The 13,902-nt window shown below is 49.4% G+C and carries 11 protein-coding genes; 1 reads left to right on the top strand and 10 read right to left on the bottom strand.

From position 1 onward, the window contains the following. Window positions 1–67: 67 nt before the first annotated feature. The gene (gene ftsX, locus JO375_RS08505) at window positions 68–985 is read right to left on the bottom strand and encodes a permease-like cell division protein FtsX (RefSeq protein ID WP_229524055.1); all 918 of its coding nucleotides are present in this window, start codon (window positions 983–985) and stop codon (window positions 68–70) included. After that, entirely contained in the window at window positions 975–1,661 is a 687-nt protein-coding gene (gene ftsE / locus JO375_RS08500) for a cell division ATP-binding protein FtsE (protein ID WP_229524054.1), read from the bottom strand. Before ftsE ends, ftsX begins: the two co-directional genes overlap by 11 nt. Window positions 1,662–1,875: 214 nt before the next feature. On the opposite strand from ftsE, the gene JO375_RS08495 reads away from it, so the two are divergent. After that, a complete protein-coding gene (locus tag JO375_RS08495; RefSeq protein ID WP_322098715.1) occupies window positions 1,876–3,261 on the top strand; it encodes a VanW family protein in 1,386 nt (461 codons plus the stop codon). A 78-nt stretch (window positions 3,262–3,339) separates the two neighbouring features. On the opposite strand, the gene JO375_RS08490 is transcribed toward JO375_RS08495, so the two are convergent. The 8 genes from JO375_RS08490 to JO375_RS08455 all read right to left on the bottom strand — a co-directional run bounded on the left by JO375_RS08490 (window position 3,340) and on the right by JO375_RS08455 (window position 13,886). After that, window positions 3,340–4,422: an S-layer homology domain-containing protein gene (locus JO375_RS08490; RefSeq protein WP_229524052.1), complete on the bottom strand. Its 1,083-nt coding sequence runs from the start codon at window positions 4,420–4,422 to the stop codon at window positions 3,340–3,342. A 399-nt stretch (window positions 4,423–4,821) separates the two neighbouring features. Further along, entirely contained in the window at window positions 4,822–6,456 is a 1,635-nt protein-coding gene (locus tag JO375_RS08485; RefSeq protein ID WP_229524051.1) for a glycosyltransferase family 39 protein, read from the bottom strand. Window positions 6,457–6,597: 141 nt separating this feature from the next. Beyond that, window positions 6,598–7,017: a GtrA family protein gene (locus tag JO375_RS08480; RefSeq protein ID WP_229524050.1), complete on the bottom strand. Its 420-nt coding sequence runs from the start codon at window positions 7,015–7,017 to the stop codon at window positions 6,598–6,600. Continuing rightward, window positions 6,980–7,987: a glycosyltransferase family 2 protein gene (locus JO375_RS08475; protein ID WP_229524049.1), complete on the bottom strand. Its 1,008-nt coding sequence runs from the start codon at window positions 7,985–7,987 to the stop codon at window positions 6,980–6,982. The genes JO375_RS08480 and JO375_RS08475 overlap by 38 nt, the downstream gene beginning before the upstream one ends. Window positions 7,988–8,010: 23 nt before the next feature. Further along, window positions 8,011–10,467: a glycosyltransferase family 2 protein gene (locus tag JO375_RS08470; protein ID WP_229524048.1), complete on the bottom strand. Its 2,457-nt coding sequence runs from the start codon at window positions 10,465–10,467 to the stop codon at window positions 8,011–8,013. Beyond that, the gene (locus tag JO375_RS08465; protein ID WP_229524047.1) at window positions 10,460–10,711 is read right to left on the bottom strand and encodes a hypothetical protein; all 252 of its coding nucleotides are present in this window, start codon (window positions 10,709–10,711) and stop codon (window positions 10,460–10,462) included. The genes JO375_RS08470 and JO375_RS08465 overlap by 8 nt, the downstream gene beginning before the upstream one ends. 440 nt (window positions 10,712–11,151) lie before the next feature. After that, on the bottom strand, window positions 11,152–12,564 hold the full coding sequence (argH, locus tag JO375_RS08460; RefSeq protein ID WP_229524046.1) for an argininosuccinate lyase: 1,413 nt from the start codon (window positions 12,562–12,564) through the stop codon (window positions 11,152–11,154). Between the two features lie 86 nt (window positions 12,565–12,650). Further along, a complete protein-coding gene (locus tag JO375_RS08455; RefSeq protein WP_229524045.1) occupies window positions 12,651–13,886 on the bottom strand; it encodes an argininosuccinate synthase in 1,236 nt (411 codons plus the stop codon). Between the last annotated feature and the right edge of the window lie 16 nt (window positions 13,887–13,902).

Genomic DNA, 13,902 nt, shown 5'->3' with positions numbered 1-13,902 from the left:
ACCGCAATATAACACCGGGCTTCCCCGTTCTAATTGATATCGATTATGACGCTCACCAAATAAATCTTTATACCTTTAAAAACTTGCGCATGGACAGGGTACTACCAATAATGCCGACCAGCATCCCCAAAATAACCAGCAAAGCGCTCAACTGAATCCAAATACCTTCAAGCGGCATCAGCTTCAACATACTTAGTGCGATATCTCCCTGTACGGCCGCTAGCAGACGATAGTAGCCTGTGAATAAAATAGCCACTGTAATGAGGGAACCAATGAGACCAATCAGCGCGCCTTCGATAAAAAACGGCCATCGTATAAAAAAGTTGGTCGCACCGACCAGCTTCATAATGCTAATCTCTCTGCGTCGTGCCAATATCGTTACACGAATGGTATTCGAGATCAGGAACATGGACATAATGGCCAGTCCGGTTACAAATATAAAGCCAACATTACGGATCAGCTTGGTAATCGTAAAGAGCGTCTCTACCGTGCCTTTTCCATAACGCACCTTCAAAATCGGTTTCTCTGGATGTACTGTATTCAGCTTCTCAATCTTCCCGGCCACAAATGGAACCGTCGTCGGTTCGATAACCTCTACCACAATTTTATCTGGCAGCGGATTACTGTCCTTATCAAAACCCTCCAGCAGCTCTTTGCCGCTGTCTCCCAGATCTTTGCGCAGCTCTTCCAATCCTTGAGCCTTCGTCACAAAGGCCGTTTTACTGATTTCCGGCATGGCCGCGATTTCCTTTTGCAGCGTTTCACGCATGCTTTGATCCACATTCAGCTCCAGAAATACGTTAATTTCGACCTGACTGTCTGCTTGATCAGCCAGAGAGTTGACGTTGAGCACCAGCATGATGAACACGCCTAATATAAGCAGTGACACGATAATGGAGGTAATGGATGCTATAGACATCCAGCCATTGCGGAATATGTTTTTGAAACCTTCCCGCAGATGACGCAAGAAGGTATTAAAAGTCATATCCGTACTCCCCTCTTACCTGGTCTCTTACGATATTGCCATTTTCGATGGCGATAACACGTTTGCGCATGGAGTTCACGATGTCCTTATTGTGTGTTGCCATCACAATGGTCGTACCCCGGAAATTAATTTCGTCCAGCAACTGCATGATTTCCCACGATGTTTCGGGGTCCAGATTCCCTGTTGGTTCATCGGCAATGATCACCGAGGGATTGTTCACGATGGCCCGTGCAATCGCTACACGCTGCTGTTCCCCGCCGGAAAGCTGGGCAGGCTCACGGTTCATTTTTGCTTTCAGGCCGACCAGTTCGAGCACTTCCGGTACCCGTTTGCGAATCAGCTTCTTGGGGGCCTCAATAACCTCCATTGCAAAAGCTACATTTTCATAGGCCGTCAGACGCGGCAAAAGCCGAAAATCCTGAAAAATGACGCCGATGTTACGGCGAACATACGGAATTTTACGCTGCTGGAGCTTCCCGATATTAAATCCATTGACTGAAATCTGCCCCTTGGTCGGTACTTCTTCTCTATAAATCAGCTTCATAAAAGTCGATTTCCCCGCTCCGGACGGACCGACTATGTATACGAATTCATTGCGGTCAATTCTGACCGATACTCCCTGAAGTGCGTGGGTCCCGTTAGCGTAAGTCTTCCACACATCCTGCATTTCAATCACTTGATCACTTCCCGCTGCTTAATCATATTACGTAATAACCTAATGTACATTCGACATATTCCATGCATTTCCTTCGTATTTCATCATACCGTTTATCATTGTAACAAATTTGTTACCTAAATAGTACCGAAAGTTTTATGTACTTGCACATATACATGAATATGATGGCATACGAATGCGTTATCAAGCTTACGAGACAGGAGACAGCTGCATGATGAAAAAAGTTCATTTATCTGTTATTTGGATCTGGGCCGGAATTCTGGCACTGGCTACATTGTGGGGAGGGCTTCATCTGTACGGCGACAGACAGACGCTGCCGGAGGGGGTAACGGTCGGAGGAGTTAATATCGGAAACATGGATAAAACAGCCGCTCTCCGCCTGCTGGACAAAAAACTGGATGCCTTGCAGCAGCGCCCTCTGATCTTGAAGGACCATGACAGCAGCGCGCAGGATATCAAACTTGCCCTCGGGGAAGCAGGAGTTACCTATAAAGCGGAGGCATTCCGCAATGCCGTGAAGGCGCTCGGCTCGAAGCATCTGTGGACTCGTGTACAGACACGCTTTACCTTTGCAAAGGAATGGTCTGTCACGCCCGTCCGGCAGAGCACGGCCTTAAAAGCCCGATTGGGAAGCGACTGGGAGGAGCAGCGCTACGGCATGCCTGTTGATGCCGTGCGCGAGATTGACGCGAACGATCAGGTTCGCTATATTTCGGGGCGCTCTACCCGCCGCCTGGATTGGCCTAAACTGTACTTAGCGCTGGATAAGGCGTTACCCCAGGATTTAACCGAATCCGGGGAGCCGGTGCAGATGGAGCTGCCGTTCCGGCAACTGGAGCCGAATGTCACGGTCGATCGCCTGCGGGACGAAGGGATTGAACGTAAAATCGTCCAGTTTTCCACCAGTCTAGGCAGCAGCTCGGAAGGACGTGTGTATAACGTCAACTCGGCCGCCAGCACCGTTGACGGATTGATCCTCAAGCCTGGCGACATATTTGACTACGGTCAAATCATAGCCAAGGCTGAACGCACCCACGGCTTTCGCGAAGCGCCGGTGATCGTGAACGGACAGCTGGAATCCGGCATTGGCGGCGGAATTTGTCAGGTATCCAGCACCGTCTATAACGCGGCGCTGCGAATCGGCCTGGACATTATTGAACGCCATAACCACTCCTTGCCGGTCAGCTATTTGCCCAAAGGACAGGATGCAACTTTTGCTACCGGGTCTATTAATTTTCGCTTTAAGAACAATACAGGAAAGCATCTACTCCTTCGTGCCGCTGTCCAAAACCGGAGGCTTACCGTTAAATTTTTTGGCACCTTTCCGTCTAATGTGTCCTACGAGCTGGAATCCCGCATCGTTCGTGTTCTTCCCTCACCGGAAAAGAAAATCCGCAACAGTTCTCTTTCTCCCGGCTCCTATCAGGTACTTCGGCAAGGGAAAGAAGGGTATGTAGTGGAAACGTTCCGTATCAAAAAGGTGGATGGCCAAAAGGTGGAACGCACCCGGATCAGCCGCGACACCTACCCTGCAAAGCAGCGTATTGTTGCTGTTCATGATGAAAGCATATCGGCTGAGCAGAAAACGCGCAAACCGTAAAAGACAAATCCCCCTTTAACTGCTGTCTGGATCGGACCAGACAGCGTTAAAGGAGGATTTTGAGATTTTGATGATAGCTTACTTGCTGCGTTTACCCAAAACAGATATTTCTACAGGGTCGCTTTCGCTACCGTCTCTATCTTCTGCTTTGATCACCAGCTTAACCGTTGCTTTTTGAGCAAGCACGCTGATACTAAACGTACCATCGTCCTTGGCTACCGCACTACCGATGGGCAGATCGTTGGAATAGGCAGTTACTTTGGAGCCTGTTGTTGCTATTCCTGTAATTGTGCCTTCCCCGTCATACACATCATTGACTTTCAATGTATTTGTCTTTGCAGCATCTGAATTTGCAGTGGTGCTTTCTGTGTTGGTGCTGATCCTGCTATCCTCTGCCTTAATACCAGACGCAGCGGACGTGTTACCATAAGTGGAATCGGTAACGTTACTATATGTGGAGCCTGTTACCGTTCCACCAGGAGTCGTTGTCAGATTATCCACAGAGCTCAGGTTGTATCCGGATGCCGCATCCAAAATGGCGATCGCTTCTGCACGAGTCAGCGGCTTCAGAGGCCGGAATTTGCCATCAGGATAGCCGTTAATGATTTTTTGTTCCGCAGCTGCCGCTACACTTTTCTTCGCCCAGGATCCGATTTTGGCGGAGTCGATGAATTTAGTAACATCTGCTGCATTACCCGCAGTCAATCCAATGGCTTTGCCCACGATAGCCGCGGCTTCCTGGCGCGTCACTTTTCCATTTGGTTTGAGCTTGTTATCGGCATAGCCGCTTATGTAACCTGCATTCACGGCACTCGTCAGTTCATTGTAGGCCCAGTGCGACGCAGGCACATCTGTGAACGTTCTGCTTCCGTTGCTGTTCACTTTCACACTGTCTGCGTATGTTACGTCTGTCACAGCCGGAGTGTCCACCGTAAATGTACCCAGGCTGCGGTTCAGAAGAACAATAAATTCCGCACGCGTAATCGCTGCATCCGGTTTCGCTGCACTAGCCAAATGTCCTGTAGCCGACCAGCGTTGTATCTGATCCCCTGCCCAATGGCCGCTTGTTGTTTGAGGCGCTGCTGCCGCTGCGCTGAATGCGCTTAAAATAAGTCCAGTACTCAATACACCTGTAACAGTGTTTCTGAACTTCTTCCCCATAATTAATTCCTCCTTTTGATTGGCTTCATCATTCTTTTGTAAACACTTTACCAGAAATCAAACCCAAATAACTCCCAAAATAAAAAAATCGTCCCATATAACCACAACTCACCTAATCCGGGATAAATGAAACTTAGGACCTAACGCCTAGATAGTTGCCTGAATATGTATATAATGACAGGATGTGATCACGCTCTGGGAAAAGAGGTTCTCTTATGGCTCTTATTCAATGTCAGCTTTATTCGGAAGTTCTTGACCTGGCTACCGGTCCAAGGCCGCTAACTAAAAAATTCCCGCAGCCTTCTCTTATCGCAATGCAATGGGAAAAGCTGCGGGATTTCTTTAGGGTCCGGCGGTACGCAAACCAAATGCTGCTCGCCCTCTACTGCACATCACTCATCATGGTGCTGCCGGTGTCTCCGTTGATGAAGATACCTGCGTCTGTGACTTGGGCAGCACTTTGTAGAGGCGCCACTCGCCGTTAAATTCACGCTCAAGCTGAACCCACGGTGCACCTTTTTCATACAAATTCGGATATACCATATTGATTTTACTCAGTGGCATGCCTGGCATGATTTTGGGTACAAGGATATAATCCACATGGCTATCCTGCGGATAGCTTAATGCTTTATTGAACACATAATCGCTTGTAATCAGGAAGCGCTTGGGATACTGACTATACACGATCATGGTGTAAGCCGAGGCCGAGTCAGTCATGATCGTCGACTTCGGCAGATGCTCATCCAGCCAGACGGCAATCTTTCGGTCTGATACCTGCCTCACATAGTTCACATTCCCTGTTCGTGTCAGAAAGCTATTCTCATCCGGCGCAATATCCGGACGAGTCAACGCATAAGTGAGAAGTCCGGCGGTAAGCAGCAGGCTGACGGATACCAGAGCCAAGGCCGCTCTCCGCCATCTTCCCTGAAGCTGGCTCATCTCATACGGCAGCCAGGCCACGGTAATGGGGAACACATACATAAAATAGCGGAACCAGCCATACGAGGATTGCTTCATCATAAGCAAAAATTGCAGACCCGGTACGGACAGGAACAACAGCAGAATAATCAGGGTACCCCATCGGAACAAGCGTCCGCTCAGTAAGCGAATGAGCAAAATAGCAAATAGCGGGATGGAATACCAAATCGTTTTGGAAGCAATAAACTTCAGAGCTACCAGCGGATTGGAGAACATCTCCACGAATTTTTTATCATTCAGCAGTTCTGACGATTGCGCTGTGTTCGAATACTCTGAATTGAGGAAATAAAAAGCATTTCCCATAATCAGATAGTTGAAGAAAATCCACAGCAGTCCGGAAAAAACTACAGGGAGCAGGAGCAGGAGCCAGGTCGCCTCAACTTTGTGCAGCTTTTCCCGCAAAGGCTGCTCGCGCCTTTCCAGATGCCGATGCAAAAACAGAACCGCTATGACGACGCCACATGCCATCGCCACACCTAGAGGAACGGCCTCATAGCGGGTCCAAAACGCCATGGCAAGCGCCAATCCGGATACAATCAGGCTCGCCGTCATTCGGTTTTTGAGCCACAATGCAAATTCAATCACCGTCATCATAATAAAATATATGTACAGCGAATCGCTCAGCCCGTTGGCACCAAACAGTAAGACAAATGGATTTAGCGCATACAGCAAAGCCAGCAGCAAGCTCATTCCTGAGCCAAGCCCTGTTCTGACACCAGCCTGATACAGCAGCATGGCAGTCAAAGCGGCAAAGGTAGCACTAAGGATAACCGCAGCCAATCCATAAGATGCTAATGCCGGAAAAACCGGATACAACACGAGAATCACCATTTCCAGCAGACTGGGCAGCGGATTCCAGATAAACCCGATTGCTCCCAGATGTGGATCATGGCTGTACAATACATAAAATGCGTTAGCTACGCGACTGAGCGCGTCCGTATGCATGTATCCCAGAACATAGCTGAAATATATGCCTGCGGACAGTTCTATCGCAAGTATTAATACAAACAGACCTATAGCTATCCATCTGCTTGCAGACCATTTGCGAAAGGACATTCCTCTCGTTCCTCCTCAAACTTGTTACAGTATTACAGCTATAGCCTTATCCTTCATCCTATAGCCGCATGATTCGATCCGCTATCATACATGAACATCAATTATTGCGGTTCTTTGTGCTCCACTTTGTTTTTTTTAAAATCATGAATTCTCTCTCTGACGCTGTTGCGGAACAGAAAAAATCCAGTATCGGTTCCAGAGGTAATTATGAATGGGCACAATGATGGTCGTTAGCACTTCACCGATCAAGTACGACCAGCCGATCCAGTGAATGGTTACATACATGAGAGCTGCATTCAGCAGCAGACCACAGGAGCAGACCAACGCATACTTCAGAAACTGTGTGCGGCTCCCCTCGCCTGTTGACTCGAACGTCCAGTTCCGATTCAGCATGTACGAAACGAGCAGGGTCACCACAAATCCGATTGTAGTCGCTGTTACCGCAGGCACTTTGAACAGTTCCACCAGCAGCACAAGCACACTGACGTGGATACCTGTACCCAGCACCCCCACAATACCGTATTTAATGATTGGATACTTTAGATATGAACGTCTGATCATGTTGATTAAACTCCCTACCCACCCACATTCGGTCAGCATTTGCCCGTTTTTCTGAAATCAGATAACGGGGCCGGGCTTTGACTTCATGATATATGGCGGCAATATATTCTCCTACCACTCCAATGGACAGCATGAGGACACTGCCAATGATCAAGAGCAGCAATATGACAGTGGTAAATCCGGTTACAGCATCACCCATTAATTTGCGCATCAAGGTTTGAATCCCCAAGACGACGGAAATCAGCATAAAAATGATTCCCATCAGGCTTACTACCCGCAGCGGAACGGTTGAGAACGAGACAATGGCTTCGGCTGCCAACCGGAATAATCCGAACGGACTCCAGCGGCTTGGGCCTTCCTCCCGCGGAGCCACCCGAAACGAAATCTGGGCTTTGCGGAAGCCAAGCCAGGCCGTCATTCCGCGGAAAAACGGCATACGCTCCGGCATGGCCATCCAGGCATCCACGACCTGACGATCCAACAGCTTATAATCTGAGGCATCCTTCAGATTAAAGCCCGTTAAACGGTTCAGCGTCGCGTAGAACAATGAGGCTCCGAGCTTTTTGCCCAGCGACTCTTCTCCCCGAAATTCTTTTACACATTCAACCAAATCGTAACCTTCATCCTGCCATAAACGCACCATCTCTCCAATCATTTCAGGAGGATGCTGCAAATCGCCGTCCATGACGATAATCGCATCGCCCGCGGCGTTTTCCAGACCTGCGCACAGCGCCAGTTCCTTGCCAAAGTTCCGGCTCAGCCGCAGCGCGAGCAAAGAGGGCATACGACGGGACAACTCGGATAACTTGAGCCACGTCTCGTCTTTGGAGCCATCATCTACGACGATCAGCTCATAGCGCGGAGTAACAACAGACAGTACTCCATCAATTACCGTAAGTGAACGCTCCAAATGTGAGCTTTCATTATACATGGGAATGATGACGGATAAAAAAGGTATTTTTGTCTCCATTCTTGCTCCTTCTTTCTTCATATTCAGGAAGATTGAGCCGGGGTATCATCCAAATCGTGCATATCGGTCAAACCATGGGTCGTCTTCTCCCAATAGAACGGCTTGGTAATAAGCTGCCAGGCTGCTTTGACCGCTGCTATACTCATAAGTACCCAATATAGCGGCGAGAGTAGTCCGTATTTGACCATCGCATACGAAAATGTTCGTTCACCGCGCTCTTCCAGCTCCCCGATAACCCAATACATTCCCGCCACATTACTGAATACGAACAAAAAGTTACCAATATAGAATTCCGCACTGGCCAGGTAATACACAAAACCCGGAAACAGCTTGGGAATAAAGGACATTTCCCAGCCAAACCATAAAATAAGCATGCCCCAGAAAATCGGGTTCAGCAATGGCAGCATTGGAGTGGCCAGAATCATTACCTGAAAGCCTAAAAATCCTTTCCAGCCCACTTCGCGCACCAATTTCACCGGATTACGCATGTGAACCAGCCATGTCTGCATATATCCCTTGATCCAGCGTGACCGCTGGCGAATCCAGTTGCCGACGCGGCTGTTGGCCTCCTCCCATGTACGAGAGTCGACAATGGCAGTTTTATAGCCGCCTTTGTACAGACGTATGCCCAAATCGGCATCCTCGGTAACATTGTAGGGGTCCCATGCGTTGATATCTTTTAATACAGATACCCGGAAATGGTTGGACGTGCCGCCGAGCGGAATTGGGGTGTCTAGCTGCATAATACCCGGCAACAGCAACTCGAACCACATGCTGTATTCTTGAGTAAACCAGCGTGTGAGCAGATTTTGCGTACTATTAAAATAATTGAGCTTTGCTTGAATACACGCATAGTTCTCGGGGAGTGAATTGAAGGCCGCAATGACCTTTTTAAGCTGATCGGCGTCGGGACGGTCCTCGGCATCGTAAATGACGACAAAATCGCCGCGCGACCGTATAAGTCCGTAGTTACATGCCTTCGGCTTGGTTTTGGGCAGGCCGTCAGGGACGATCAATGTCGTGTAATAGGCGGGCAACTTCATTTCGCGAAGCAACTCAATCGTTTCAATATCATCCTCTTCGATTAGTAGCCGCACATCGAGCTTTGACTTCGGATAATCCAGCTGCTCCAAATTGCGCAACAGCATCGGAAGCACTTCGGCCTCCTTATACATCGGTACGAGAATCGTATAGATTGGCAGCTTTTTCTCATCCATGGCGTCGACCTCTTCCTTTGTAAAGCGAAGCTGCGCCGCACGCCGGGAACCGAGATAGATAATCCCGAATTTGAAAAGAGTCATAGCGAAATAAAATAGCTGGATCATCATATTGATGATCAGCACCGTTTTCCAACAGTTCCAGAAGAGGCCGAGCAATGTAATTGCGCCCATCGCCGCGAACACCCACAGCTGTCCCTTTGTAAAGGTTGTACGTGCCGAATTGTGCGGCTCTTTTTCCAGCAGGCCGGTTGTGCTCTCCTGCATCATTTCTTCACCGTAAATTTTGCCCCAGAGCTGCTCCATCTCTTCTTTGGTCGCCAGTACCTGCTCTACCGGCATACCGAGGATTTCCTCCAGCCTCTGGCAGCGCTCTTCCGGCAGCGGGTCACTGACCGCCACAATATAACGATTCATATATTGGTGAATGACAACTACACCGTAGTCCATCGCCACCTGCTCGGGCAACTTGTAGGCCGCATCCAGGGCCAATTCCTCACCGATGCGTCCGATTCGGTTCTGTGTGGCAATCGCGCGGTACAAATCCGCAGGCTCCAGCATTTGCAATGATAATAAAATGTCACCGAGCAGCCCGCCGCTCTTCGCCTGAAACTCCAGTGCGCGCTCCAGTTGCTCTGGCGAAATATAGCCGGAACGAACCAGCATATCGCCCAGCCGCTCCTTGGACTCATCCCCGCTAATTTGCTGCTGCAGCTGCTCGGCTGTAACGAAGCCCATCTCCACGAGAATGTCCCCCAGCCTGCCGCCATAACGCTTCTGGTTGCGGATCGCGTCCGTCAGTTGATCCCGAGTGATCAATCCGGTTTCCACTAATTGATCACCCAGACGGGCCTTGCCGTTTCGTCCGCTTTGCTCTCCAGCGTCAATCGCTTCACCTGCTGCGCCAGCCCCGCTGATGTCTGCTCCCATAGCGGCGCCTGCTGCCTGTTCCTGGCGCCCGGAAGCATACTGAACTTGCGCTTCCTGAGCCTGCTCAGCCTGCATGCCTTCATCCAGCAATTGCTCCACTGCTGCTGAATCATCAGCATCTTTGATAGCCTGGATGCGAAGCTCTGTATCCTGAAGCCGCTGCTCCAGCTCTTCAATATGGAAATCAAGCTTGTACAACACCGGGGCCTGCTCCGATCGCTGAGCCTCCAGTTGCTGCTGCAGTACGGCGATCTGCTGGCGCTCTTCTTTTATTCTTTTCTTGGTTTGGCGAATCGAAACTCCGCCAATCTGCCACCTAAGCTTGTCACCCATGGATTCCCGCCCTTTCAATCCAGCGCCGCTCTTCCGCAAGCGCGTCCGCAAGCAGCTGCTTGAGTTCCGCATCCCGCTGCTTTTTCCGTTCCAGCGACGCGTGAAAAAGCTCACGTTCCTCACAAAGCAGTTTCTCTGCTTGTATCCGTTCCTCACTCAATGAGGATACCAATTGTTCGGCGTCAGAAACATGATAACCGATCCATACGCTCTTTAACTGTCGAGCCGTTCTTTTACTTCTCATAATACCTCCTGCATCTTCCCGCCCCTGTCCCGTGAGCATGTTAACTGTTTCGGCAGGCGATACGTCCTTACGCACTCCAGAAAATCCCTATATTTCTCATTTATACCAATCATTTACACATTAACGCAATTTTCCCTATCAGGAAAACACCCTTTCCAGACGGATATCAGTGATGTAAAAAAGGATTCGCTCTAGCATGTTAGTCCTACCATCCGAAACTTAGTGCTATTCTACCATATTTATGGCAGAAATAGGTATACAATTATGTTATTTATATAAATTTTCATAAATATGTATAACTGGGTCTTTAGAACTAGTTAAAATATATTTTATAAATCACAAAAGGCACCGCGAACGGTGCCCTTTATTTAGCTTAAATATGAGATTCCACACCTGGTCTTGCAACCAACCGTGCAAAAATATTTTTTTCTTTTGCTAATTTAGTTCCTGCGTTGATGCTCTTCAAGCCAAGCTGATGTATTCGCCAGGAGTTGTTCACTACGTCCAATGGCTGCCTGTACCTGCCCTGTAGCCGTTCCGCCATATACATTCCGTGCATTCACTACGGCCTCCGGTTGAAGCACCTCATAAATGCGGTCATCGAACAAATCGGAAAACTGCTGGAATTCCTCCAGTGTCAGGTCAAGCAAATACTTGCCGTGCTGGATACAATACAACACGGTTTTGCCGATAACCTCATGCGCTTGACGGAAAGGAAGTCCTTTGCCAACCAGGAAATCCGCAATATCCGTTGCATTCGAGAAATCCTGATTGACCGCCTGACGCATGCGTTCCTTGTTCACCTTCATCGTGGCGATCATCGGTGCGAACAACTGCAGCGCTCCTTCCAGTGTAGCAACGGTATCAAACATGCCTTCCTTGTCCTCCTGCATATCCTTGTTGTATGCCAGCGGCAAGGATTTCAATACGGTCAGCAAGCCAACGAGATTCCCGTAGACACGTCCGGTTTTGCCGCGTACCAGCTCTGGTACGTCCGGGTTCTTTTTCTGCGGCATAATGCTGCTGCCTGTACAAAAAGCATCATCCAGCTCCACGAAGCCAAACTCCGTGCTGCTCCACAGCACCAGTTCCTCGCTCAGACGGGACAAATGCGTCATAATCAGCGAGGCTCCGGCCAGGAACTCTACAATAAAATCCCGGTCACTGACGGCATCCAGGCTATTTTCATATACGCCAGCAAAACCCAACTGCTCGGCTACAAAATAACGGTCTATCGGGAAGGTCGTTCCTGCCAAAGCGCCTGCGCCCAGCGGCAATACATTGATACGCTTGTAGCTATCCTTCAGACGGTCAATGTCGCGCTCCAGCATAGATACATAGGCCAGCAAATGATGCGCAAACAAAATCGGCTGCGCACGCTGCAAATGTGTGTATCCCGGTACAATCGTATCCAGATTGTCTTTGGCCTGTCCAATCAATGCGGCTTGCACATCTTGCAGCATACCTACCAGTGACACTACACGGCCACGCAAATACAAGTGCATATCCGTGGCTACCTGATCGTTACGGCTGCGGCCTGTGTGCAGCTTGCCACCGACCGGGCCAATGGCTTCGATCAGATTTTTTTCGATATTCATGTGAATATCCTCGTCCGAAACGGAAAATTCAATCTCTCCGCGACGGATGCGCTCCCGCACCGTGTGCAGCCCTTCCTTAATGGTGTCGGCATCTGCCTGCGGGATAATGCCGCATTTGCCCAGCATGGCTACATGGGCTAAACTGCCTTGAATATCCTCCTCCGCCAGCGCTTTATCAAATCCGATCGAAGCCGTGTATTCCTCTACCAGCTTGTTCGTTTGCTTTGTAAAACGTCCGCCCCATAACTTACCCATTGCATAGTCTCCTCTCTGCAATACAAGCCGCCCTCGTCGCTTGGACAAGAACGGCCCGCATTCCGTACATTTTTTTGATTATATCATTATTTATGTTTTTTGGTTACGCCCGCATTGACCTTCAAGCGCAAAGCATTCAACCGGATGAAACCTGTTGCATCGCCTTGATCATACGCTTGTGTCGGATCAGCTTCCATTGTCGCAATATCCGGGTTATACAAGCTAACCGGGCTTTTGACACCTGCGCCGATAATATTGCCTTTGTACAGCTTCACACGCACAGTGCCGCTGACATTTTTCTGGCTCTCATGAACCAGAGCCTGCAAGGCCACACGTTCCGGCGCGAACCAGAACCCGTTGTAAACCAGCGTAGCATAACGGGTAATCAAACTGTCACGCAAGTTCATCACTTCGCGATCCATCGTGATCGATTCCATTTTGCGGTGAGCCGTGAACAGAATTGTACCACCCGGCGTCTCGTAGACTCCGCGGCTCTTCATGCCAACAAAACGGTTCTCTACCATATCTACACGACCGATACCGTGCTTGCCTCCCAGCTCATTCAGCTTCTCCATGACCTGCAGCGGAGTCATCCGTTCTCCGTTCAAAGCGACGCAGTTGCCTGCTTCGAATTCCACTTCCAAATATTCAGGCTCATCCGGAGCATCCTCAGGCGCGTTGCTGAGCAAAAACATGTCTTTGTTCTCGGGAGCGCTTGGATCAAACCAAGGGTCTTCCAGCACACCGCTTTCATAGCTGATATGAAGCAGATTGCGGTCCATAGAATACGGTTTGGATGCAGAAGCGGTTACCGGAATACCATGTTTTTCCGCATAGGCAATCATTTCTGCCCGGCCCGGGAACTGATTGCGGAATTCTTCCAGCCGCCAAGGTGCGATCACCTTGATATCCGGCGTCAGTGCTGCCGCGTTCAGCTCGAAACGTACCTGATCGTTGCCTTTACCTGTTGCGCCGTGAGCAATTGCTGTTGCTCCTTCGGCAATCGCAATGTCGACCATTCGCTTAGCGATCAATGGACGTGCAATACTCGTTCCGAGTAAATATTGCCCTTCATACAAAGCTCCCGCCTGGAACATCGGATAAATAAAATCCTTGGCGAATTCATCGCGCAAATCATCAATATATACTTTGGAAGCCCCCGTCGCAAGCGCTTTTTCCTCCAGGCCGTCCAGTTCTTCCTTCTGCCCAATATCGGCGGTAAATGCGATAATTTCAGCATCATACGTTTCCTTGAGCCATTTTAGAATGACCGACGTATCCAGACCGCCGGAATATGCGAGTACGATTTTTTCTTTTGCCATGATTAAAGTCCTCCCC

Origin of the sequence: Paenibacillus farraposensis (assembly GCF_020736845.1) — a bacterium.
In the GTDB taxonomy this organism is placed as follows: Bacteria; Bacillota; Bacilli; order Paenibacillales; family Paenibacillaceae; genus Paenibacillus; species Paenibacillus farraposensis.
The sequence above is the reverse complement of the archived record's forward strand: the minus strand, read 5'-3'. Positions and strand labels throughout refer to the sequence as shown.

Coding starts and splice junctions, on each gene's coding strand:
- JO375_RS08465 (WP_229524047.1), bottom strand. CDS start 10,711: ATGAGAAGTAAAAGAACGGCTCGACAGTTAAAGAGCGTATGGATCGGT.
- JO375_RS08485 (WP_229524051.1), bottom strand. CDS start 6,456: ATGTCCTTTCGCAAATGGTCTGCAAGCAGATGGATAGCTATAGGTCTG.
- JO375_RS08470 (WP_229524048.1), bottom strand. CDS start 10,467: ATGGGTGACAAGCTTAGGTGGCAGATTGGCGGAGTTTCGATTCGCCAA.
- JO375_RS08480 (WP_229524050.1), bottom strand. CDS start 7,017: ATGATCAGACGTTCATATCTAAAGTATCCAATCATTAAATACGGTATT.
- argH (WP_229524046.1), bottom strand. CDS start 12,564: ATGGGTAAGTTATGGGGCGGACGTTTTACAAAGCAAACGAACAAGCTG.
- JO375_RS08475 (WP_229524049.1), bottom strand. CDS start 7,987: ATGGAGACAAAAATACCTTTTTTATCCGTCATCATTCCCATGTATAAT.
- JO375_RS08490 (WP_229524052.1), bottom strand. CDS start 4,422: ATGGGGAAGAAGTTCAGAAACACTGTTACAGGTGTATTGAGTACTGGA.
- ftsX (WP_229524055.1), bottom strand. CDS start 985: ATGACTTTTAATACCTTCTTGCGTCATCTGCGGGAAGGTTTCAAAAAC.
- JO375_RS08455 (WP_229524045.1), bottom strand. CDS start 13,886: ATGGCAAAAGAAAAAATCGTACTCGCATATTCCGGCGGTCTGGATACG.
- JO375_RS08495 (WP_322098715.1), top strand. CDS start 1,876: ATGAAAAAAGTTCATTTATCTGTTATTTGGATCTGGGCCGGAATTCTG.